19 protein-coding genes, 1 tRNA gene and 1 pseudogene are annotated in these 21,421 nt (G+C 51.5%); 14 read left to right on the plus strand and 7 right to left on the minus strand.

Going from position 1 to position 21,421, the window contains the following annotated elements; translation table 11 throughout:
• Window positions 1-18: 18 nt before the first annotated feature.
• The 7 genes and pseudogenes from BUB06_RS21945 to BUB06_RS11965 form a co-directional block, all read left to right on the plus strand.
• Window positions 19-261, plus strand: a pseudogene (locus BUB06_RS21945) (ash family protein); the annotation flags it as partial.
• A 113-nt stretch (window positions 262-374) separates the two neighbouring features.
• A complete protein-coding gene (locus BUB06_RS21950; protein WP_039471240.1) occupies window positions 375-572 on the plus strand; it encodes a host cell division inhibitor Icd-like protein in 198 nt (65 codons plus the stop codon).
• Window positions 565-747, plus strand: coding sequence for a hypothetical protein (locus BUB06_RS11945; RefSeq protein ID WP_039471242.1), 183 nt, complete (start codon window positions 565-567; stop codon window positions 745-747). The genes BUB06_RS21950 and BUB06_RS11945 overlap by 8 nt, the downstream gene beginning before the upstream one ends.
• Entirely contained in the window at window positions 740-976 is a 237-nt protein-coding gene (locus tag BUB06_RS11950) for a hypothetical protein (protein ID WP_039471244.1), read from the plus strand. Before BUB06_RS11945 ends, BUB06_RS11950 begins: the two co-directional genes overlap by 8 nt.
• Window positions 963-1,373, plus strand: coding sequence for a hypothetical protein (locus BUB06_RS11955; RefSeq protein WP_039471246.1), 411 nt, complete (start codon window positions 963-965; stop codon window positions 1,371-1,373). The genes BUB06_RS11950 and BUB06_RS11955 overlap by 14 nt, the downstream gene beginning before the upstream one ends.
• On the plus strand, window positions 1,370-3,955 hold the full coding sequence (locus BUB06_RS11960) for a DUF927 domain-containing protein (protein ID WP_039471248.1): 2,586 nt from the start codon (window positions 1,370-1,372) through the stop codon (window positions 3,953-3,955). The genes BUB06_RS11955 and BUB06_RS11960 overlap by 4 nt, the downstream gene beginning before the upstream one ends.
• A 308-nt stretch (window positions 3,956-4,263) precedes the next feature.
• Window positions 4,264-4,605: an Ogr/Delta-like zinc finger protein gene (locus BUB06_RS11965; protein ID WP_039471250.1), complete on the plus strand. Its 342-nt coding sequence runs from the start codon at window positions 4,264-4,266 to the stop codon at window positions 4,603-4,605.
• A 109-nt stretch (window positions 4,606-4,714) separates the two neighbouring features.
• On the opposite strand, the gene BUB06_RS22145 is transcribed toward BUB06_RS11965, so the two are convergent.
• Complete coding sequence (locus BUB06_RS22145; RefSeq protein WP_080726765.1) at window positions 4,715-5,239, minus strand: hypothetical protein; 525 nt, start codon at window positions 5,237-5,239, stop codon at window positions 4,715-4,717.
• 142 nt (window positions 5,240-5,381) lie between these two features.
• On the opposite strand from BUB06_RS22145, the gene BUB06_RS11975 reads away from it, so the two are divergent.
• Window positions 5,382-6,941 carry a GmrSD restriction endonuclease domain-containing protein gene (locus BUB06_RS11975; RefSeq protein ID WP_039471254.1) on the plus strand — a complete coding sequence of 520 codons (1,560 nt, stop codon included), beginning with the start codon at window positions 5,382-5,384 and terminating at the stop codon, window positions 6,939-6,941.
• A 5-nt stretch (window positions 6,942-6,946) separates the two neighbouring features.
• Here BUB06_RS11975 and BUB06_RS11980 read toward each other — a convergent pair whose 3' ends face one another.
• From BUB06_RS11980 to BUB06_RS11990, 3 genes are all read right to left on the minus strand, one after another.
• Window positions 6,947-8,122, minus strand: coding sequence for a tyrosine-type recombinase/integrase (locus BUB06_RS11980; RefSeq protein ID WP_039471255.1), 1,176 nt, complete (start codon window positions 8,120-8,122; stop codon window positions 6,947-6,949).
• A 161-nt stretch (window positions 8,123-8,283) separates the two neighbouring features.
• Window positions 8,284-8,358 (minus strand) — tRNA-Arg (locus BUB06_RS11985).
• A gap of 76 nt (window positions 8,359-8,434) precedes the next feature.
• On the minus strand, window positions 8,435-9,373 hold the full coding sequence (locus BUB06_RS11990; RefSeq protein ID WP_039471257.1) for a formate/nitrite transporter family protein: 939 nt from the start codon (window positions 9,371-9,373) through the stop codon (window positions 8,435-8,437).
• A gap of 540 nt (window positions 9,374-9,913) precedes the next feature.
• Here BUB06_RS11990 and mlaA point away from each other — a divergent pair.
• Window positions 9,914-10,675 carry a phospholipid-binding lipoprotein MlaA gene (gene mlaA, locus BUB06_RS12000; RefSeq protein WP_010298591.1) on the plus strand — a complete coding sequence of 254 codons (762 nt, stop codon included), beginning with the start codon at window positions 9,914-9,916 and terminating at the stop codon, window positions 10,673-10,675.
• A gap of 362 nt (window positions 10,676-11,037) precedes the next feature.
• Entirely contained in the window at window positions 11,038-12,618 is a 1,581-nt protein-coding gene (mqo, locus tag BUB06_RS12005) for a malate dehydrogenase (quinone) (protein ID WP_010298589.1), read from the plus strand.
• Window positions 12,619-12,690: 72 nt separating this feature from the next.
• On the opposite strand, the gene BUB06_RS12010 is transcribed toward mqo, so the two are convergent.
• The gene (locus BUB06_RS12010; RefSeq protein ID WP_039471920.1) at window positions 12,691-13,587 is read right to left on the minus strand and encodes a LysR family transcriptional regulator; all 897 of its coding nucleotides are present in this window, start codon (window positions 13,585-13,587) and stop codon (window positions 12,691-12,693) included.
• A 141-nt stretch (window positions 13,588-13,728) separates the two neighbouring features.
• On the opposite strand from BUB06_RS12010, the gene BUB06_RS12015 reads away from it, so the two are divergent.
• Window positions 13,729-14,481 (plus strand): SDR family oxidoreductase, encoded by a 753-nt coding sequence (locus tag BUB06_RS12015; protein ID WP_039471259.1) that lies wholly within the window; start codon window positions 13,729-13,731, stop codon window positions 14,479-14,481.
• Window positions 14,482-14,638: 157 nt separating this feature from the next.
• Here BUB06_RS12015 and fadL read toward each other — a convergent pair whose 3' ends face one another.
• Window positions 14,639-15,940 carry a long-chain fatty acid transporter FadL gene (fadL, locus tag BUB06_RS12020; protein WP_039471261.1) on the minus strand — a complete coding sequence of 434 codons (1,302 nt, stop codon included), beginning with the start codon at window positions 15,938-15,940 and terminating at the stop codon, window positions 14,639-14,641.
• 388 nt (window positions 15,941-16,328) lie between these two features.
• Here fadL and BUB06_RS12025 point away from each other — a divergent pair, with 388 nt between their 5' ends.
• From BUB06_RS12025 to fadJ, 3 genes are all read left to right on the plus strand, one after another.
• On the plus strand, window positions 16,329-16,625 hold the full coding sequence (locus tag BUB06_RS12025) for a YfcZ/YiiS family protein (RefSeq protein WP_072886142.1): 297 nt from the start codon (window positions 16,329-16,331) through the stop codon (window positions 16,623-16,625).
• Between the two features lie 264 nt (window positions 16,626-16,889).
• Window positions 16,890-18,203 carry an acetyl-CoA C-acyltransferase FadI gene (gene fadI / locus BUB06_RS12030; RefSeq protein ID WP_039471262.1) on the plus strand — a complete coding sequence of 438 codons (1,314 nt, stop codon included), beginning with the start codon at window positions 16,890-16,892 and terminating at the stop codon, window positions 18,201-18,203.
• A complete protein-coding gene (gene fadJ / locus BUB06_RS12035; RefSeq protein ID WP_039471265.1) occupies window positions 18,200-20,416 on the plus strand; it encodes a fatty acid oxidation complex subunit alpha FadJ in 2,217 nt (738 codons plus the stop codon). Before fadI ends, fadJ begins: the two co-directional genes overlap by 4 nt.
• On the opposite strand, the gene BUB06_RS12040 is transcribed toward fadJ, so the two are convergent.
• Window positions 20,409-21,419: a Csu type fimbrial protein gene (locus BUB06_RS12040; RefSeq protein ID WP_039471266.1), complete on the minus strand. Its 1,011-nt coding sequence runs from the start codon at window positions 21,417-21,419 to the stop codon at window positions 20,409-20,411. The genes fadJ and BUB06_RS12040 overlap by 8 nt on opposite strands.
• Between the last annotated feature and the right edge of the window lie 2 nt (window positions 21,420-21,421).

Below are 21,421 nucleotides of genomic sequence, written 5' to 3' on the forward strand. Positions count from 1 at the left end.
CACTGAGCAGGAAACACTATGTACGCGATAACACACCCGGTCAATCACGGGGATTCGGATAAAAATTGCTTGCTGTCGCCAGAATACGCGGGGTATAGTTTTCGCGTTGCCGCAAAATCGGCAACCGGGCGTAGGAACTCGATATGTTTACAGGCGACATCAGACGCGCCATGCGTCTTTTTTATTGTCGAAGCTTTTGCACACCTAGTAAAAGTGGCTTTTAGCCATTCAGAATCAATGGTGGGCTGGGCGGGGCAGCTTTCGGGCTGGCCGGTTTCCTGTAACGCCGGTATTCCTACCCCCGTCCAGCTCACCACCCTGAGTGTAGGAACTCCGGTGGTGGGACATTCACCCAGTTACAGGAGTCTGCCGCTATGGCTGCTACCCCTATTCAAACTCGCCCCGAATTTGTCTTTTTATTTCTTGCAGTGCGCCGTGCTGATGTTCACGCCGTTCCGCACCGTGAAACCGTTATTGCCCCCAATGAACGCAGCGCCCGCCGTCTGCTGGCGCGTGACTATGTGCTCGCTTTTGCTGGCCGTCTGCCAGTTGAGGGGGCGCGTCATGTTTGATAACACGCCGTTGGATCTGGAAGAAGTTATCGATCAATGCCGGGCGCTGGCGTATGCGCTGGTTGAGCTGAATCAGCCCCAGGCGAAAGAGGTGCTGACCTTTGTTCTGTCGGAGCGGCTGGACTGCTTGCACCGCACCTTTCACCAGCCGGTAACGGAGGGTGAACATGACTAATGCTCAGTTTCCTTGCGGCTACACGCAGAATGGCGAAGAGCGTATAAATCGCGCTTTACAGGCCACCGAGTGCATGGCCGAGTTGTTACGCCACCATGCCGTTCACCCTGGTAAGCCGCTTAATTCAGACGGTTTGGCCGCTATTTTTGAATGTGTTCGTGACCAACTCAACGGTGCGGTAGAAACCAGTGAATTCTTTGCTGGAGGGGTGAACCATGAGTGCAATTAACCTGCCGACCTCACCGGCTTTCAAAATGGCGCTTTTGCGCCATTACATCGCCAACGCTTTTCTGGAAGCAATGACAACCCAGCACGGCCAGGCGGTGTATGTACTGAACGGTAGCCGTATTCCGCTGACCGCCGACAAGGTGGCGATTAACATCATTTCCCACATTGAAGCGCCCTATATCGACCAGTTCGGCTGTGTAATGGGGCAAGCGATGGCGGCGCAGGCGCTGTATGAAATGCTCGAACCGGGCTTTATGCGTGAGGCGGTACGCCTGTCAGCGTATGGCTACTGCTGCCTGTTGGCCATGTATGCCGAGATAGCCAGTGGTGCGACGGATGGCGAACTGCCGCCCGGTGCCGTGGTGGAAACGCTGACGACGGGAGGAACGGCGCAATGAGTAGACCCAAACTCTCCGAGACTGTGAAGGCGGCAAACAACCGCTGGGTGCAGATATTACCGGTATTAGGGATTACGGTTCCGGCCAACGGCAGGCACGGTGCCTGCCCGAAATGCGGCGGTACAGACCGTTTCCGCTTTGATGATAAGGATGGGCGTGGGACGTGGTTTTGTTCGCAGTGTGGCAACGGTGACGGGCTGGATTTGGTGCAACTGGTCAGCGGGGATGACAACAAAACCGCTGCCGATGCGGTGGCGTCCGTGCTGGGCTTACCACAAGTGCAACACCCAACAACACCGCCCGCCAGGAAAGAATCCGATGAAGCCGAAAAGCGCCGCCAGTTCAGCGCCAGCTATCGCACACTGCGGGCGACTTGTGAAACCGGCGAAAGCGCCTATCTGACCAATAAAGGCTTAACGGGGCAGGGCTTGCCCCTGACTCGCCAGGAGAAACAGAGCGGTGGCGTGGCGTTTCCTGCCGGTTCGCTGTTGCTGCCGCTGACTGACGTTGACGGCCAGATAACGGGCGCGCAGCTAATCAGCCCATTGGGAGATAAACGGCTGCTGGCCCATTCCACCCTGGCGGGCAGCTTTATTACTCTGCAACCGCTGCTGAGTGAGGCACCAGAGCAGGTGACTATCACCGAGGGTTACGCTACCGCGCTGACGGTGGCTGCATTGACCGAGGGCGTCACGGTGGCCGCTGTCGCCGCCAGTAATTTACTGAACGTGGCGCAGGCGTTCCGGCAGCGCTGGCCGGATGTGCGGCTGGTGATTGCTGGCGATAACGACTTTGACGACGGCAAGGAAAACACCGGGAAACAGTGGGCGGAGAAAGCCGCCAAAGCGGTAGACGGTTGGGTGACGCTGCCACCGACGCGGCATAAAGCCGATTGGGATGATTTCAGGCAGGAGCATGGCCAGGAGCGCACCAAAGAGGCGTTGCGCGAAGAAATGATTTTGTTTGGCAAGGGTAAGACCCGCTTGCCGCAAGGTTTCCGGCTGACCAAAGAATACTTGTGGTTTGACAAACTGGTGAACAAGTCGGACGGCGATACGGAAATCCGCAATATCAAGCTGTGCAGCCCGGTGCGGGTGACGGCTATCACCTGCGACATGGACGGCAGCAACTATGGCCGCTTGCTGGAATGGGAAGACACCAACGGCATCAGCCGCAAATGGGCGATGCCGATGGAATACCTTTCCTTGTGCAAGCCAGACCGCAAGGTGACATGCGTCAGTAAAACCGGCTGGCACGGTTCGGTGTACGTGCTTCAGGATGAGGTGATAGGCGAGGGCGCGGAGTCGGTCATTCTGCAAACGTCTAGCGTACAGGGGCGGGATTTTCGCACGGCGGGCACGTTGGCCGACTGGCGCGATCAGGTGTCACGCTATTGCGTCGGTAATGCCCGCGTGGCGTTTTCCGTCAGCCTGGCCTTTGCCGCGCCGCTACTCAAGCTGGTTGGCGTCGGGGGCGGCGGCTATCACCTGAAAGGGGAATCGACGGACGGCAAGACTACCACCATGAAGGTGGCGGCATCGGTGTGCGGCGGTTCAGACTTCTGGCACACCTGGCGGTCAACTGGCAATGCGCTGGAAGGGACGGCCAGCCGTCGCAACGATGCCACACTGATGCTCGATGAGATCCGTGAGGTTGACGGACGGGAGGCGGGAAATATCGCCTACATGCTGGCTAATGGCCAGGGTAAGGCCAGAGCCAGAACAGACGGCAGCGTAAGGGAAACGAATCGTTGGTGTCTGCTGTTTCTCTCCACTGGTGAACTGTCACTGGTTGAACACGCCGCCAACGCCGGAGAACGTACTTATGCCGGTGTGGAAGTGCGTATGGTGCAAATCCCCAGCGATTCGGGCAAGTACGGCGTGTTTGAAGAGTTGCACGGCTTTTCTGGCGGTAAGACGCTGGCCGAGCATTTAGAACAGGCGGTGACGGAATACCACGGCGCGGCGTTCCGTGAGTGGTTGCGCCACCTCACGGCGGATTTATCCGGTATGACGGCCAAAGCCAAAGCGCTGCTGAAAACCTACACCCGCGAGTTAACCCCAGCGGAGGCGGGCAACCAGGTGGGGCGGGCGGTCACGCGCTTTGCACTGGTGGCGATGGCGGGCGAGCTGGCCACCGAAGCGGGGATAACCGGCTGGCCTGCGGGGGAAGCGCTACGGGCGGCAAAAGTCTGTCTGGATGCGTGGATGGTAGACCGTGGCCATGTCGCCAATCAGGAGGAAGCCGCCGCGCTGGAGCAGGTGAAAGACTTCATCACCCGTAACCAGTTCAGCCGCTTTGCCGACTGGCACAACGAGTACAGCCGTCCGGCCAATCTGGTGGGCTTCCGCCAGGTGGTCAAAGGCAACAACACCGAGGATGCCGCCACCACGTTTTACGTGTTGTCATCGGGCTGGAAAGAAATCTGTAAGGGATTCGACGCCAAGAAGGTGGCGCAGCTTTGTGCCAGGGCGGGCTATCTGGATTTGCCGGAAGACGCGACCCGGACACAGAAAAACATCCGCCTGCCAGAAATAGGCGTCAAGCGGGTGTATCAGTTTAATAGCAGCGTATTGGGTTAATACTCTCACACGTATCTTATTTTTCTGAGGTAACAGAGGTAACACTGGTAACAAGCAGGCAGGACAAGGGCTAGATGTGTTACCAGTGAAAAAAGCCCTGTGGTAACACTGGTAACAAAAAGCCGTGTGTTACCACTGTTACCAGTAGTGAAAATTCAGTGGTAACAGATAAAAGCCTTTTATATCAAGGCTGTTACCAGTGTTACCACTGTTACCACACGCAGAGAAGAGAAACACCGTAAAAATGGCCGTCTGTTAAGGCTTTATTCCTGGCGGGCGGGGTTAACAGAATGGAAGGAGTGAGCGATATGAGGATAATGCGTGTTTACTGCCCTGAATGTGGCGCTGTGGCCACGGTGAAGAAAACCCACCGTAAGCACCCGCATATCTCAGATATTTACTGCGCCTGTGCGGATGTGGAATGCGGGCATACGTTCGTGATGAATATGACGTTCTCACATACCCTCAGTCCCAGCGCCAAAACCCACGGGCATATGATTAAAGGCGTGATAGACGGGATCGCCCCGGAGAAGCGCAAAGACATGATCGACATGCTGAACCAGGCACAGGAGGACGACAAAAAGGCCGAAGCTGTGGACGAACCGGAAAGCTCTCTGGGTGTGGTGCGGCGTAAAGTTGGGGAAAAGTAACGGGCTGTTGTTATCCCAGTGGATAGGGACTAAACTATTGATTGTTAGTGGAAGCATGATGTTGTAATGCGTATAGATAGGAATTACGCTCATCAGCGTTAGTAGTGGATTAACCGCGCTTTATCTGAGGCAGCGAATCCCAAGCGTCATGAAAAAGCCCAACCTCACCAGTTGGGTTTTTTTGTGCCTGGCTATTCACGTTTTTCAGTGGCTCCAACACTTCTGCCCATCTGTAGGCCGCGTCCTGCAAGGGATTACCGGAACGGGAGCACATTCTTTTCTCTGCCTGATTTTTTTCACCACGCCACGTAAAATAATAACCTGTCTTTAAATTCAAGTAGATAGTGTAGTTTTTTGCGAGTTTCTGAACCGACAAAAAACGCCAAAACTGAAAAAAGCTGAAATTCTTTTCAATGATTTCAGTTGGCATCGGAATGCACAAGCCCAGTAATGGCGCGGGCTGGCGGGTTGGTTTGTAGAAAAAGAAAACTGAAAAATTTTTATGATCCGAAAACCGCAGGCGGGTGCGGTGTAGCGCCGATTTTGTGGTGTGGGTGCTTATTTTGTATGGGTAGTAGTTGCATTGTAAGAGTGTGGTTGATATATCATTGCATATGATAACTGAAGAATGCATAACAAATAGCGTGATAGGTATGCTCTAAGTTTTTCTCGTGATCCTTTAAATTGATATTTTCACATACAGTTATCAAATTTAATAATTGAGAGCGATATCTATTAAATCGGAAAAATTAAATTTTCTCTAAAAGGATACTGAAATGGCTAGTAAAGCTAATCTTGTGAACTTGGATGCTATGATAAAAAGATCTGATTTTGCATCTAAACCAGATGAGGATACAACATTCGATACTATTCATAATATATCTGTTCGAGATTTAGGCGATTTTACTGCGATTTTAAGGAAGCCTGATTTTCAAAGAGAGACAAATCATTGGTCTCCTGAGCAAGTTACATCATTACTTGAAAGTTTTGTCTCTGGTGATCTTATACCATCAGTAATCCTTTGGAAGTCTAGTTCATTTTTGTTTGTTATTGATGGTGGTCATCGATTAAGTGTTTTAAGAGCATGGGTTGAGGACGACTATGGTGATGGATTAATATCATTAAAATATTTTGGTGGGGAAATATCTAAAGAGCAAAAAGCTACAGCAGAGAAAACGAGAAAGCTTGTTAATTCGAAAGTTGGGAGTTGGGCTGATTTCAATAAAAAGAAAAATGATGAAGATATTTCTGATTCTGAACGAGCAAAAATATCTACTATACTTACTAGAGGACTATCTATTCAGTGGGTAAAAGGTGATGTTGATAAGGCAGAAACTTCATTTTTTAATATTAACATGAAAGGAACGGCATTAGATGATGTTGAGGAACTTTTACTTAGAAATAGGAAAAAACCCACATCAATTGCTGCTCGTGCTGTTATAAGGGCAGGGAAAGGGCACAAGTATTGGTCTTCATTCAGTGCAGAAAATTCTGTGAAAATAGAAAAGGCCGCATCAGAACTTCACTCAACCTTGTTTGATCCTGATCTAAAAAGGCCAGTTAAAACTTTGGATTTACCATTAGGTGGCTCTAGAGGGGTTAGAATAGCCTTACAATTGTTAATTGATTTTATTCTTGTAGCGAACCAAAATAGCCAAGGTAACCCTAGAACCATTAATGAGCAGATAGATGATGATACGGGAAATGATACAGTTCAGTATCTTCAAAAAGCCACGAGGCTTGCTAACCGTATTACAGGTAACGACAATGGGAGTCTAGGTTTACATCCTGCTGTATATTTCTATGGCCCGACGGGTAGGCATTCAAGTCCAATGTTTTTGGGGACGGTCTCTTTAATTGCTAAAAAAATATCGGCCAATGATAGTGGTTTTTTTAAAAAGTTCACAAGTGTTAGACAGGAACTGGAAGATATATTAGTTAGTGATAAAGATCTAATTGCAACCATTATGCAAAAGCATGTAAGTGGAAAACGTGTTGAGAAATATTCAGAGCTTCTTTCTATTTTTATTGAAAAATTAAGTAAAGGGGAAGATGTATCTGAAAGTGTAATTATTGAGGAGTCGGGATTACAAGGAAAGGTTGTCGCTGGAAATGTAAAATCGAGTAGCAAAAGTTTTTCAGATGATAACAAAAGTCAAGTTTTTATAATATCAGCGTTGAGGTCTGCTATTAAGTGTCCAATATGTAATGGATATTTAGATCCAGAAAAATCTATATCTTATGACCATATTGTCAGAGCGCAAGATGGTGGGAAAGGGGATGTGAATAATTGTCAATTAACACATCCATATTGTAATATGTCTATTAAAAATTAATTTTACTAAATTTCAGTGGTATTAATTAGATTAGAATACCACTGCAACATTTCCCTACGGCCTTCCAAATATTGCGCATGGTTATAAGTTCCACGGATGGAGTTTTTATCCACATGCGCAAGCTGGGTTTCAATCCATGCACTGTTAAATCCGCGCTCATGCAAAATGGTACTCATGGTATGCCTGAAGCCATGACCGGTAAGCCTGCCGTGATAACCCAGCATTTTGATCACTTTATTAATCGCGGCATCGCTCATCGGCTTTCTGGTATCGTTTCGACCAGGGAAAACCAGTTGATAATACCCAGTAAGCACTTTCAGTTCTTTCAGGATAGTAATTGCGTGAGTGGACAATGGCACCAAATGCGGGCGGCGCTTCTTCATCCGTTCTTTAGGTATTTCCCACAGTGCATTATCTAAATCGAATTCAACCCACTCAGCCGCGCGTAATTCAATGGTTCTAACACCGGTCAACATTAAAAGCTGAGTGGCATATTTGGTGATCTGGCTTCCTTTGTAATTATTGAGTGCCTTAACAAAGTCAGGTAGTTCACTTTCGGTTAGGAACGGAAAGTGATTGTTCTTTGGCTTGTTCATAGCGCTGGCCAGGTCAGGCGCTGGATTATACATAGCGCGTCCGGTTACGACGGCGTAACGGAATACTTCACCACAGCGGCGGCGGATTTTGCTGGCTTGTTCCAACGCTCCGCGTTTTTCGATCTTTTGCAGAACGGCTAAAAGTTCAAGCGGTGTGATCTGGTCTATCGGACGTTTACCCAGGAACGGGAAAATTTCTTTCTCCAGGTAGTGTATAACTTCTTTGGCGTACCCTTCCGACCAGGTAGTGAGTTTTGATGTGTGCCATTCTCTCGCTACGGCTTCAAAGGTGTTTTCCGTAGAGAACAACAAAGAGAGCTTATCGGCTCTGCGTGCGTCGCTGGGGTTAATACCATTAGCTAACATGGAGCGGGCTTCATCACGCTTCTTACGAGCATCAGCAAGGGATACGGTATCGTAAGTGCCAAACGATATGAGCTTAGGCTTATTAGCAAACCGATAGCGGAAGCGCCAGCCTTTTGTCCCTTTAGGATCAATCAGTAAAGACAGCCCGCCACCGTCATTAAGTGTGTAGGGTTTGTCCTGGGCTTTCGCCTTTTTAATTTTGAGGTCGGTTAGCAGCATGTGTATAAGAAAAAGATCGAACTGAATGTATACATGATTTTATACGCATCTGTGTATAGCTTCTACAAGATTTTATGGTATTAACTAAGACAATGAATTGAGTATATTTGTTGTTTTTAAAGGGGTTTTTAGACTTTTGGAGAGCATGTAAGAGGGTGTTATGGTGTCCCCAGCAGGAATCGAACCTGCAACTAGCCCTTAGGAGGGGCTCGTTATATCCATTTAACTATGGAGACGTGAAGCCCGGCTATTATACGCATTTTTGCTCTGAGAATAAGCACTTAACGGCGCGTTTGCTCAAAGTGTCGGCAATCAGCGTTTCTGCCGATGTTCTTCTCCGTCATTCCCTTGCACCTTTTGGCGTTTTCCGTGAGATGAACTGCTCATGTCATTGCGGATTTGTGCGTGGCTGATGAGTGCGAAAATAAAGGTGCCGCCGATGATATTCCCCGCCAGCGTGGGCAAGGCAAACGGCCAGATGAAGTCATGCCACGGTATGTGGCCAATAAACACCAGATAGAAAATCTCTGAGGCACCGGCCACGATGTGCGTGAGGTTACTGAAAGCAATCATCCAGGTCATGATGATGATAATCCACAGCTTGGCAGAATAGGCGCGAGGCAGCATCCAAACCATCGTGGCAATAATCCAGCCGGAGACGACGGCATTAGCGAACATTTCCGTTGGTGAGTGCTTCATGACCTTCATCGCGATGTCGACCAAAGCCTCCCGCGTTTCGCCATCAAAAACGGGCATGTAGGTAAAGGCAAGGGCGGCCAAGGCTGTGCCAATCAGGTTGCCAGCCAGCACGACAAACCATAACCGACCGAGCAGGTAGAAATTGCTGCGCGTGGGCTTATGCATGATGGGAAGCACGGCCGTGACCGTGTTTTCAGTGAACAGCTGCTGGCGTGCCATGATGACAATTACGAAGCCGATGGTGTAACCGAAGCACTCCAGCAGAAAGCCGCCGGGTACGCCAACCAGAGGGGTGTGGAGCATACCGACCGCCATGAATGAGGTTCCCATGGAGATCCCTGCCGCAATCGCCGACCACAGTAACGCCATTGCATCGCGTTCCAGCTCCTTTTGCCCTTCCTGACGAATCTCTTCATGGATCGCAGCAGCTGGGGAAGGCAAGTGATCTTCGTCTACATCGATCGCTTTTCCCTGCGTGCTTTCCTCACTCTCTACCGCCACGTCCCTTTCTTTCTCTTGCCGGATTTGTCTGGATTCTGAAGGTGGATTCATAGCGATTCTCTCGACGTGTGGGCCGGTTGTTGTCTGGCTAACGGTACTGATGTTGAGGGGCAATCACCGACAACCCCGATGATAAGCGTAGTCAGTTTTTACAACATGGGATGGCGCGGCGCGACTCACTGGTTTAGGCTGGCGGTGCTATGCTGTGAGGGGAACAAGGGAATACCGTACTGTCGCCCACGCTGGAGCGCGTGTCGCAACGATGCCGCGTGTTGTCCCCATAAGAAAAATGGCAAACCTCTGAAAATGCAGTAATGCGTAAGCCAACGTAGCGATGGAGCGATAAAATGTTACACTGTTGGCCGATATCCCGTCCTTGTCGCTCAGCCTGCGAGGCTGGAGCTGATACTGGGAATACCCATTTTCGGTCGCGGGTATATACCCTAAATAATTCGTGTTGCAGGCAGGCGGTAAGTGAAGGAATCCCGATGAGCTTACTCAAGTAAGTGATTCGGGTGAGTGAACGTAACCAACACACATGCAACGTGAAGTATGACGGGTATAGCACACTATAAATCAGGGAGAACAGATATGAATTACCGCCTGAGTGGGGTGGTGTTTGCCAGCGTGTTACTGATCGGCTGCGCCAGTTCCGGGGATCGAGCTCAAGAAGGACGTTCTGATCCGCTTGAAGGCTTTAACCGTACCATGTTCAGCTTTAACTATGACGTTCTGGATCCTTATCTGGTGCGTCCTGCGGCTGTAGCCTGGCGTGATTATGTGCCGACGCCCGCGCGTAATGGACTGGGCAACTTCTTCAGCAACCTGGAAGAACCTGCAACGATGGTGAACTACTTCGTTGAAGGTAAGCCGTATAAAGCGATGATTCACTTTAACCGCTTCTTCCTGAATACCTTGCTCGGGATGGGCGGTCTGATTGACGTGGCCTCAATGGCGAATCCGAAACTGGCGAAAGAAGAGTCTCGCCGCTTTGGTAGCACATTGGGTCATTATGACGTTGGCTACGGGCCTTATCTGGTGGTACCCGGCTACGGTAGCGTGACACCTCGTGAAGACGGCGGTGGCGTAGTAGATACGCTGTATCCGATGCTGAGCTATCTGACGTTCTGGATGTCCGCGGGTAAATGGGCTATCGAAGGGATAGAAACGCGAGCACAGCTGTTGGATTCCGACGGGCTGCTGCGTAACTCTTCCGATCCATACCTGATGGTGCGTGAAGCCTACTTCCAACGGCATGATTTCCTTGCCAGTGATGGGCAACTCACCCCGCAGAAGAACCCGAATGCGGCAGCGATTGAAGACTCGCTCGACGAGATCGATTCAGCGAAATAGTGTCGCGTCACATCGCTCATTTCTCAGGCACCTGCGGGTGCCTTTTGCTTTTATAAAACACTGCTAAACTTACTTTTACCATGATGATTCTGTGGTTTGTTTCTTAAAAGTTATGGCATTGTTGTTCATTTATTTACTTACTAAAATTTATTTCCTCCCGCCAGATAACAATAATGCTACGTCGTTAACCCGTACCGATGTCCATCATGGTTGAAATGTGTCTGCACGCTGATTTTTTTGTTAGCAAGGTGATTAACAAAAAGGTCATAAGAATGATGCTTTTTACGGATGATGGCGTGGTCGTGTGTTAATGAATGCCCGGAATTCTATTTACCTGCACTTATAAAAATAGAGATATAAGCATGAAAAAACTACTTGCTATGTTCTTCTGCCTCATGGTGGTTAACGCTCCACTGGCGATGGCTGAAGATGCTAAAACGACAGAGAAGACAACGGATGTGGTACTGATCGGCGGGGGCATTATGAGCTCTACGCTGGGCGTGTATTTACAGGAGTTGCAACCAGACTGGTCTATCGACATGGTTGAGCGGATGGATAACGTGGCGGAAGAGAGCTCGAACGGCTGGAATAATGCCGGTACGGGTCACTCTGCTTTCATGGAACTCAACTACACGCCGGATAATCCCAACGGCCCAATTAATATCAGCAAAGCGCTGGAAATTACCGAAGCCTTTGAAGTCTCGCGCCAGTTTTGGTCCTATCAGGTGAAAAACGGCGTGCTGAATAACCCGCACTCTTTCATTAACAGTGTGCCGCACATCAGCTTTGTCTGGGGTGACGAGAACACCGCCTTCCTGAAACATCGTTATGATGCGATGCAGCACAGCACGCTGTACCGTGGCATGGAGTTCTCTGACGATCCCAATACGATCAAAGAGTGGGCGCCGTTGGTGATGGAAGGTCGCGATCCGGCTCAGAAGATTGCGGCGACTCGTATGCCTATCGGCACCGACGTGAACTATGGTGAAATCACGCGTCAGCTGGTTGGCGCGATGAAAACCAAACCCAACTTTGCGCTGCACCTGAATTCAGAAGTGCGTGATATCAAGCGTAATGCGGATAACACCTGGAGCGTGACTTACGCCGATCTGAAGAACGGCGAGAAAGAAAGCGTGATTAAGGCGAAGTTTGTCTTTATCGGTGCGGGTGGGGCGGCACTGCCGCTGTTGCAGAAGTCCGGTATTCCTGAGGCCGATCTGTACGGTGGCTTCCCGGTTGGTGGCGAATTCCTGGTGACAGAAAACCCGGAAATCGTGAAGCGCCACATGGCAAAAGTGTACGGTAAAGCCTCCGTCGGTGCGCCACCGATGTCTGTTCCTCATCTGGACACCCGTATTTTTGACGGTAAGCCAGTCCTGCTGTTCGGGCCGTTTGCTACGTTCTCCAGCAAGTTCCTGAAAAACGGTTCGCTGTGGGATCTGATCGGTTCCGTGACCTTCTCTAACGTGATGCCGATGACGCACGTCGGTCTGGATAACTTCGATCTGGTGAAGTATCTGGTTGGTCAGGTCATGATGGATGACGACGATCGTTTCGCCGCGTTGCAGGAATACTTCCCGAACGCGAAGAAAGAAGACTGGAGACTGACGATTGCTGGCCAGCGCGTTCAGGTTATCAAGAAAGATGATGACAAAGGCGGCGTGCTGAAGCTGGGTACGGAGATCGTCAGTTCTCAGGATGGTTCAATTGCCGCGCTGCTGGGTGCCTCTCCGGGCGCGTCTACTGCCGCACCGATTATGCTGAGCCTGCTGGAAAAAGTGTTTAAAGATAAAGTCGCTACGCCGGAATGGCAGGGCAAGCTGAAAGAGATCATTCCATCTTATGGTCAGAAGCTGGACGGTAATATTGAAATGACCAATAAAATCCGCAGCTATACCAGCAGTACGCTGGATCTGGACTATATCGAGGTTAAACCTGAGTAATCGGGGTTAGCAGGAAGTCACGATGTAAGGCCGCGAAAGCGGCCTTTTTTGTGCCTTCAAGCCCAATGCGCACTAGCGATCGTCGGTGTTGAGTCCAGGGATCCTGGAAAACGCTTCTGCAATGAAGTCCATGAATACAATGGCTCGCTTCGGTAGCAGGCGATTGGCGACATAGAGAAACTGGATTGGCACCGGCGGTGCTTCGTAGTCGCAAAGTACCTGACACAGCCTGCCGCTCTGTAATCCATCCTCGTATAGCCACTTGGGTCCGCTGGCGATACCAAGGCCGGCGATGACCGCTTCCTGTACGGCCTGGGGTGAGTTGACTCGGAATCGCCCCGAAACGTTGATCTCGATATCTCGAAAATGCCATGTATTACCCGTGTTTAACAGCGAGTACAGAATACAGTCATGATCGCGTAGATCTTCTGGTGTTTGCGGTATGCCGCGACGATTCAGATAGTCTACCGAGGCTACATACACGCGTGTGAAAAGGCCAATCCGGCGCGCACGCAGTGCACTGTCGGAAGGATGACCGATTCGGATAGCTAACTCGGCACCTTCTTCCACCAGATCGACGAAACGATCGCTCAGTTGCAAATCCAACGACAACCCGGGGTAGCGTGATAAAAAAGCGGGGATCTGTGGCATAAGGAAGGCATGAGCCATTGCGGTTGGGCAGGCCACTCGTAGGAGTCCAGTGGGTTCCGTCTCATCGCTCAAGGATGACTCCGATTCTGCAACCGCATCAAGAATTCGGCTGACATCTGCGTAGTACCGCTCACCCTCAGGCGTCAGCACCAGTTGGCGTGTGGTCCGCTGAAGTAGTCTGACACCCAGATGTTCCTCTAAAGCGGCAACGTATCGACTTACGTTGGGTTGCCCCATATTCAGATCGCGTGCTGCTGCAGAAAAGCTGCCTGTTTCGACAGTCCGTTTAAAACAGGTCATGAGCAGAAAACGATCCACGTGAAGATGCCTCATTAATGCAGTAATGGAATAAATTATATGCGAAATAGGGATCTTATCATCATTTATACATACAAATATGATTAGCGCTGTCCCTGGCAGCACATTGCTGCATCCCGCTATGATTATCAGGAGTTTCCTATGTCTCGCTTACACAACAAACGTACCCTTATCACCGGAGGCACCTCCGGCATTGGGCTGGAAACCGCAAAGCAGTTTCTCGCGGAAGGGGCTCGCGTCATCGTTACTGGGGTCAACCCCGATTCTATTGCCATGGCAAAAGCCGAGCTTGGCAACGAGGTGCTGGTGCTGCGCGCCGATTCGGCCAGCGTGAGTGCACAAAAGGAACTGGCACAAGCTGTGGAAGCCCATTACGGAAAGGTTGATGCTGTCTTTCTCAACGCTGGTGTTTCCGTTTGGCAACCGATTGAGGAATGGACGGAGGAGATGTTTGATCGCTCCTTTGACATCAACGTCAAGGGGCCGTACTTCCTGATCCAGTCGCTATTGCCGGTATTCGCGAACCCCGCGTCGGTCGTGCTCAACACGTCGATTAATGCGCATGTAGGATCGGCTCGCTCCTCGGTTTATTCTGCGACCAAAGCTGCTTTTCTTAGCCTGTCAAAGACGCTGTCGAGCGAACTGATGGCGCGTGGCATTCGCATCAACGCGGTTAGCCCTGGGCCCGTCGATACCCCGCTGTATGACAAACTTGGTATTCCCGATACCTATCGCAAACAAGCCAACGAAGAGATCGTCAAAAGCATTCCATCAGGCCGCTTCGGCACGGCGGAGGAGGTGGCTAGGGCGGTGTTGTACCTGACTTCAGATGAGTCCCGATGGACCATCGGTAGTGAGATCGTCGTGGATGGCGGACGTCTCTTGAACGACTGATTTGACACTATGATATTCGTGGATTGTTCATCATTAGCTAATCACTACGCCAGTAAGAAAGAGACAAATGCCTTGTGATGAGCAATAAAAAAGCAGGTAAGTTGCCTTACCTGCTTTATCACGTTCTGACTGATAGCAATGAGAACGCGTGCTTTATTTAGAACGCATAGTTAAAGTTCACGCCGTACAGCCAAGCTTTACCTTTCGAGCTGAAAGTGTAACTTGGCGAACCAGCTCTATCAGAGATAGGTTCGCTGATATCAACTTGCTTGCCATGCATGTAGGACACACCAACATCCACAGACGCGTCTTTATTAAAGGCGTAGGTGGTGCCTGCGCTTAACCAAAAGCGATCCTGATCCGGGATGGAGATCGAGCGTTTGTCGGCTGGTACTGGGCTGTCGTCAAACGCGATACCGCCGCGGAACGTCCAGTTATCGTCATGATAGTAGGTGGTACCGAGTGCGATACGGTAAGCATCACGGAAGCTTTCATCTTTATGGAACAGCGTGTTGCCACTGCTACCTGTTGCTTTCAGCTCCTGGAACTGGCTCCAACTGGTATAGGTCAGGCTGTAGTGCACTGCCCACTTCGGCGCTACGCGATGGTAAGCAGAGGCTTCCCACATCTCCGGTAGATTAAGCGTTAGCTTGCCAGGAATCTTCGCACCACCAGTACCACCAGCGGCTGTTGGGAGGTTGTTGCTGTAATCACCGTTAAAGTCGATATCGACTTTTGAACGATAAGTCAGGCCGAAGCGATTATTTTCATCGACTTCATACAGCAGACCTGCGTTCCAGCCGTAACCCCACTCTTTACCTTCCAGACGAGCGAGTTCCGAAGAAGGGCCAGCAACGACGCCCTGTGCTCCGCCAGCAGCGGTAGGTACGTTTGCCAATTCACCTGCTCGACGAACAATCTTAGCATCGGCATAGACGGCGTTAACCCCTAAACCAAAGCTGAAATGCTGGTTCAGGCGATAGGCGGCGCTCAGATTCAGGTTTGATGTCAACAGGTCGGTCTGGCCGCCGATAGAACCTGCGGCATAGTTATCATTGAATTCCGTTGCTAAGCCATAGTTGGTGGTGGCAGAAGCGCCAACCGCCCACTGCTCATTCAGCGGCATGATGAAGTGTAGGTTCGGCACCCAGGCGTGCGGCGCAATATTTTTGGCGCTGGTATTTTGCCCTGTCAGGGAATTTTTCCCCTGAACATCGATATCCGGGTTGATATAGGTGACACCACCGGAGAACGAAGGGCGGTCAAACATGGTCATGGTCGCCGGGTTACGGCTACCTGAGGTCGCATTATCGGCTACGGCACCTTCACCAGAAAACGCACGTCCCAGACCCGATGATGAGTATTCATTTAGCTGGAAACCAGCTGCGGACACATTTGCTGAAAACAGGGCCACCGCAACAGCAATTGTGGATTGTTTGAACAGGTTTTTCTGGTTCATGACCAAAACCTCTTTATATGCTTGTTATTTAACGTTGTTACGCGAGGTAACAAGGGACGCGCATTGTAGGGGGCGCACTCAGCCTGACAAATCAGACCAGTTGCCAAAGTATAAGTTGGGAATACGACAATGTTGCGCTTGTGTGTTAAAAATATTTCTAAAATGATGCAAAATTTAGATCTGCTTAACGTTTTGGTTAATTTGTGTGAAGAGATATTACTCAGTCTTTACTGCCGTATAACACTGTAATGTGATTGATATCACTAAAATTACTGGTCAGCATGAAGTGCTGGTACTGCTTCGGGATGAGGGAGTAAAATATAAGGAAGATAAGAATATTTGAACTGGATCATAATCTCCCGCGTCTTAAGAGTAAGAGGAAATAGGCATGACGAACGTAATCAACAAATGCAGTGCTGAAGAAACCGCAGCCTGCTGCTGTGTCGATGTTGGCACAATCATGGATAACACGGATTGCACGGCGTCTTACAGCAACGTTTTCAGCAGTCGTGCTGAGGCGGAAGCGGCACTGGCCGCCCTGACGGAAAAAGCGCGGGCGGTAGAGTCTGAACCTTGCGAAATTGCCAGCACGCTGGAAGATGTAGACGGCGGCGTTAAACTGGACATCGATTTTACGTTCAGCTGCCAGGCTGAAACGATGATTTTCCAGCTCGGCCTGCGTTAACTATGCTCCCGCAGGAGCCTTGACCGGCTCCTGTTCTATTTCATGCCCTGAGCTGCGTTTAATTTATCCCCCTTCAAATCTCTCTGTTTTCACTCCTGCTTATTACTTATTAATGCAAAAAGTTATAACGCAAAAGGTCACACTTTTGTGTTGCGCAGCTTTGCGTAATGTAACTATTTGGTTAACAATGAAATTAGGTCTGACCTGTTGTACGCGTACTTTATTTTTAGTTAACGGGAATATTTTCGGTTAACAGGAGCGTTTATGAGCGAGGTATTACCTCTGATAACCCGCCGTGGCGATCGCATTGCGATCGTGAGCGGATTACGCACCCCATTTGCCCGGCAGGCAACGGCCTATCATGGTGTACCTGCCATCGAATTAGGGAAGCTCGTCACCAGCGAATTACTGGTTCGCACCGGGATCGATCCTGAATTGATCGAGCTATTGGTCTTTGGGCAGGTGGTTCAAATGCCGGAAGCGCCGAATATCGCCCGAGAGATCGTGCTCGGCACGGGCATGAGTGTGCATACCGATGCCTATAGCGTGTCGCGCGCCTGCGCTACCAGCTTTCAGGCAGTCGCCAACGTGGCGGAAAGCATTATGGCGGGTACGGTGGAAGTCGGGATTGCTGGCGGGGCGGATTCCTCTTCCGTGCTGCCGATTGGCGTCAGCAAAGCGTTGGCCAGAACGCTGGTGGATATGAACAAGGCTCGGACACTGAGCCAGAAATTGAAACTGTTAAGCGGCCTGCGCCCGAAAGACCTGCTACCGGTTGCGCCCGCCGTGGCGGAGTATTCTACCGGATTGCGCATGGGCGATACCGCCGAACAAATGGCAAAAACCTACGGCATCACGCGTGAAGAGCAGGATGAACTGGCGCACCGCTCGCACAAGCTGGCGGCTCAGGCTTGGGAATCCGGCGTGCTGCGCGATGAAGTCATGACGGCTTACGTCCCACCTTATGACAAGGCGCTGAGCGAAGATAACAATGTGCGTCATGATTCCGCACTGGATCAATATTCCCGCTTACGCCCGGCGTTCGATCGCCGACACGGTACGGTCACGGCGGCGAACAGTACGCCGCTGACGGATGGTGCGGCGGCGGTATTGATGATGAGTGAGTCTAAGGCCAAAAGTCTGGGGCTCACGCCGCTGGGCTACCTGCGCAGCTATGCATTCAGCGCCATCGGCGTGCAGCGTGATATGTTGCTGGGGCCGGCTTACGCCTCCCCGCTGGCGTTGGCAAGGGCCGGCGTGACGCTGAGCGATCTGACGCTTATTGATATGCACGAAGCCTTTGCCGCCCAAACGTTGGCAAATCTCAAACTGTTTGCCAGCGATGAGTTCGCCCGGAATCAACTGGGTAGAAACGCTGCGCTAGGCGAGGTGGATCGTGACAAGTTCAATGTGTTGGGGGGATCCATTGCCTATGGACACCCCTTTGCTGCCACCGGGGCGAGGATGATTACCCAAACGCTGAATGAACTGCGTCGTCGCGGCGGCGGGTTGGGATTAACCACCGCCTGCGCGGCTGGTGGGCTGGGTGCGGCAATGGTACTGGAGGTGACGCCATGAACGATCAACAGCCTTTCTCCGTGACAACATCGTCTGCAACGGAAAAAACAGCGCCCGTAACGGAAATCCCCTCAGCCTTTTCCCTAACGATTCGGCCGGACAATATCGGCGTTATTTGCATTGATGTCCCCGGCGAGAAGGTGAACACGCTAAAGAGCGAATTTGCAGAACAGATTCTTTCGGTCTTCGAGCTGGCGCGGCAGCATGCGACGCTCAGGGGGCTGATTTTTATTTCCGCCAAGCCTGATTCGTTTATCGCCGGGGCGGATATCACCATGTTGAATCAGTGCAGCAGCGCCGAACAGGCAGAGAATCTGGCGAAGCAAGGGCAGGAAACGTTCGATCAGGTGGCCGCGCTGCCGTTCCCCGTGGTGGCCGCGATCCACGGTGCCTGTCTGGGCGGTGGGCTGGAGCTGGCATTGGCGTGCGACTATCGCGTCTGCTCGCTGGATGAAAAAACTGTACTAGGGCTACCGGAAGTGCAGCTTGGCCTTCTTCCCGGTTCAGGTGGAACGCAGCGGTTGCCACGGTTAATTGGTCTGGATAGCGCGCTGGATCTTATTCTGACCGGTCGCCACCTCCGTGCGAGTCAGGCGTTACGACAAGGGCTGGTTGATGAGGCCGTCCCGCACGATATCCTGCTGGAGACGGCGGTCGAGATTCTCAAAAAAGGAAAACGCAAAGCGGTGCCGCTGGGCTGGCGTTCTCGTCTGCTGAGCAGTCCGGGCATTCGCCATGTGCTGTTCAAAATAGTGAAACGCAAAACGCGTGCGAAAACACACGGCAACTATCCGGCCACGGAAAAAATCATTCAGGTGGTGCGTCGAGGTATAGAAAAAGGCCGTGAGGAAGGGTATCGGCACGAGGCGCGAGCGTTTGGCAAACTGGTGATGACGCCGGAATCGGCTGCGCTACGCCATCTGTTCTTTGCCTCCAATGCATTAAAGAAAACCGCCGGTGCGGCCTCTGAAGCGAAACCGATCCACCGCGTCGGTATTCTCGGTGGTGGGCTAATGGGCGGTGGGATCGCTAGCGTTACGGCGACGCGCGGGCAGTTGCCGGTGCGCATTAAAGATATCAATGAACAGGGCATTAATCATGCGCTGAAGTACAACTGGCAGTTGCTGACCAAACGTGTTCAGAGTAAGCGGATGAAGCCGACGGAGCGCCAGCGGTTGATGACGTTGATTTCCGGCAGTACGGACTACCGCGGTTTTGAACATGCAGATATCGTCATTGAGGCCGTTTTTGAAGATCTGGCGCTGAAGCGGCAAATGGTAACGGAGATTGAAGAGCACGCTGCACCGCACACGATTTTCGCATCGAATACCTCCTCGCTGCCGATCCACCAGATCGCAGAGGGCGCGCGCCGTCCGCAACAGGTTGTGGGTCTGCACTACTTTAGCCCAGTGGACAAAATGCCGCTGGTTGAAGTTATCCCTCACGCTCACACCAGCGCAGAGACGGTCGCAACGACGGTGGCTCTGGCGAGAAAGCAGGGGAAAACCGCGATCGTCGTGGGTGATAGCGCCGGTTTTTATGTGAACCGTATATTAGCGCCTTATATCAACGAAGCTGCTTATTGCCTGCTGGAAGGGGAACCGATCGAATCGATTGACTATGCGCTGGTACGCTTTGGCTTCCCTGTCGGCCCGCTCGCGCTGCTTGATGAAGTCGGTATTGATGTCGCGACCAAAATTGTGCCGGTGCTGAGTGAAGAACTGGGCAAGCGCTTCACCTCTCCACCTGCGTTTGATGCGATCCTGAAAGATGGGCGCAAAGGGCGTAAGAATGGAAAAGGGTTCTATCGATACAATAAAACGCGCCGTTTCTGGCACGCGGGCAGAGAGGTAGACTGCTCGGTTTATCCGCTACTGGATGTTACGGCGAAGGCCCATATTGATCCTGCGCTGATCAGCCAGCGTGCCGTGATGATGATGTTGAATGAGGCCGCGCGTTGTCTGGATGAAGGGGTGATCCAGTGCGCCCGCGATGGCGATATCGGCGCGGTATTTGGCATTGGTTTCCCACCTTTCCTCGGCGGGCCGTTCCACTATATGGATCGTCTGGGGGTGGAAACGGTCGTGAAAACGCTACTGGTGCTGCAACAACAGTATGGCGATCGGTTCGCACCCTGTGAACGTTTGCTCGCGATGCGGGAAGGTCGGCGGACGTTTTATCCGCCAACCGATGAAGACCAGAGCGCTAGTTGATCGTGACGTTAATCGTGACGGTATCTTTATACGCGCCTTCTGGCTTGCTGGCCTGACTGGCGTTAATGCGGGCGGTGTACGGGATACTCTGCGTAATCCCTGTACCCGTTCCGCTGTAATCGTTGGTCTCGGTCCAGGCGATGTTTCCCGTGCGATAGAGCTGATATTGCAAATAGTAAGGCGTGCCGCCGACGGTGGCCGTCATTCTACGCCAGTTGGCATCATCGGGGTGGGTGCTGACCAGCTTGACGGTATAGGCTCCCAGCAGCGTACAGCGAACCCCGAGGCTATTATTGACCGCCGCGAAATCGGCGGGAAACGCCGCAATACCAAAACTGACATTCGGCGCACTGGTGATCTGGCAATCATTAGTGATATTCATGGTGATATTGAGGGTTGAAGTGGTTGAGCCTCTTTCGTAAACACAAAGACCGAGTGCCCCCAGCGAACAAAGTTCATAATCCCATTTGATGGTTACCGTATCGGTATAGGTCCCGGCCGCCACGTTGTTGCCGATACTGGTGCGGATATAGATCGGTATCGTGCCGTCAGTGGAATTAAACAGACCTAATATGTCCAGAAAGGTCGTTCGGGTCCAGGTATAGGTCGAGTTAATGTTATAGAGCGTACCGCAGCCAGAATCCATACACAGGTTGTAAGGCACATAGTCTGTGCTCGTCCCCCTGCGCATCCGCATGGTAGTGCCGCTCGGGTTGCTATCACTCTGTATCGTCGCGGTGATGGTATTGGTACTGGCTAAACTCAGCAGGCTCCCCGTACAGCGGAATCCACTCCCCGATGTCACAATCTGGGGAGTGCCGTTAACACCGACAACGGAAGAGGCATAAGGCCCCAGTGTAGTGGAACTTGGTGGCGTCGTGCAGGCGGCGTAGCTAACGGGCGCGTAATACAGCGCCATCAGCAGGAAAGCCAGACATAGCCAACGGGCCGCTCGCCGGTTAGCGGGGGAGAAGTGCTGGATTTTCGGTATCGGAGTCAGCATCT

This window comes from Pectobacterium carotovorum, from assembly GCF_900129615.1.
Classification (GTDB): Bacteria; Pseudomonadota; Gammaproteobacteria; order Enterobacterales; family Enterobacteriaceae; genus Pectobacterium; species Pectobacterium carotovorum.

Coding starts and splice junctions, on each gene's coding strand:
- BUB06_RS12015 (WP_039471259.1), top strand. CDS start 13,729: ATGTCTCGCTTACACAACAAACGTACCCTTATCACCGGAGGCACCTCC.
- BUB06_RS11945 (WP_039471242.1), top strand. CDS start 565: ATGTTTGATAACACGCCGTTGGATCTGGAAGAAGTTATCGATCAATGC.
- BUB06_RS11955 (WP_039471246.1), top strand. CDS start 963: ATGAGTGCAATTAACCTGCCGACCTCACCGGCTTTCAAAATGGCGCTT.
- fadL (WP_039471261.1), bottom strand. CDS start 15,940: ATGAACCAGAAAAACCTGTTCAAACAATCCACAATTGCTGTTGCGGTG.
- mlaA (WP_010298591.1), top strand. CDS start 9,914: ATGAATTACCGCCTGAGTGGGGTGGTGTTTGCCAGCGTGTTACTGATC.
- BUB06_RS11960 (WP_039471248.1), top strand. CDS start 1,370: ATGAGTAGACCCAAACTCTCCGAGACTGTGAAGGCGGCAAACAACCGC.
- fadJ (WP_039471265.1), top strand. CDS start 18,200: ATGAACGATCAACAGCCTTTCTCCGTGACAACATCGTCTGCAACGGAA.
- fadI (WP_039471262.1), top strand. CDS start 16,890: ATGAGCGAGGTATTACCTCTGATAACCCGCCGTGGCGATCGCATTGCG.
- mqo (WP_010298589.1), top strand. CDS start 11,038: ATGAAAAAACTACTTGCTATGTTCTTCTGCCTCATGGTGGTTAACGCT.
- BUB06_RS12025 (WP_072886142.1), top strand. CDS start 16,329: ATGACGAACGTAATCAACAAATGCAGTGCTGAAGAAACCGCAGCCTGC.
- BUB06_RS11980 (WP_039471255.1), bottom strand. CDS start 8,122: ATGCTGCTAACCGACCTCAAAATTAAAAAGGCGAAAGCCCAGGACAAA.
- BUB06_RS21950 (WP_039471240.1), top strand. CDS start 375: ATGGCTGCTACCCCTATTCAAACTCGCCCCGAATTTGTCTTTTTATTT.
- BUB06_RS12040 (WP_039471266.1), bottom strand. CDS start 21,419: ATGCTGACTCCGATACCGAAAATCCAGCACTTCTCCCCCGCTAACCGG.
- BUB06_RS22145 (WP_080726765.1), bottom strand. CDS start 5,239: ATGCATTCTTCAGTTATCATATGCAATGATATATCAACCACACTCTTA.
- BUB06_RS11975 (WP_039471254.1), top strand. CDS start 5,382: ATGGCTAGTAAAGCTAATCTTGTGAACTTGGATGCTATGATAAAAAGA.
- BUB06_RS11990 (WP_039471257.1), bottom strand. CDS start 9,373: ATGAATCCACCTTCAGAATCCAGACAAATCCGGCAAGAGAAAGAAAGG.
- BUB06_RS11965 (WP_039471250.1), top strand. CDS start 4,264: ATGAGGATAATGCGTGTTTACTGCCCTGAATGTGGCGCTGTGGCCACG.
- BUB06_RS11950 (WP_039471244.1), top strand. CDS start 740: ATGACTAATGCTCAGTTTCCTTGCGGCTACACGCAGAATGGCGAAGAG.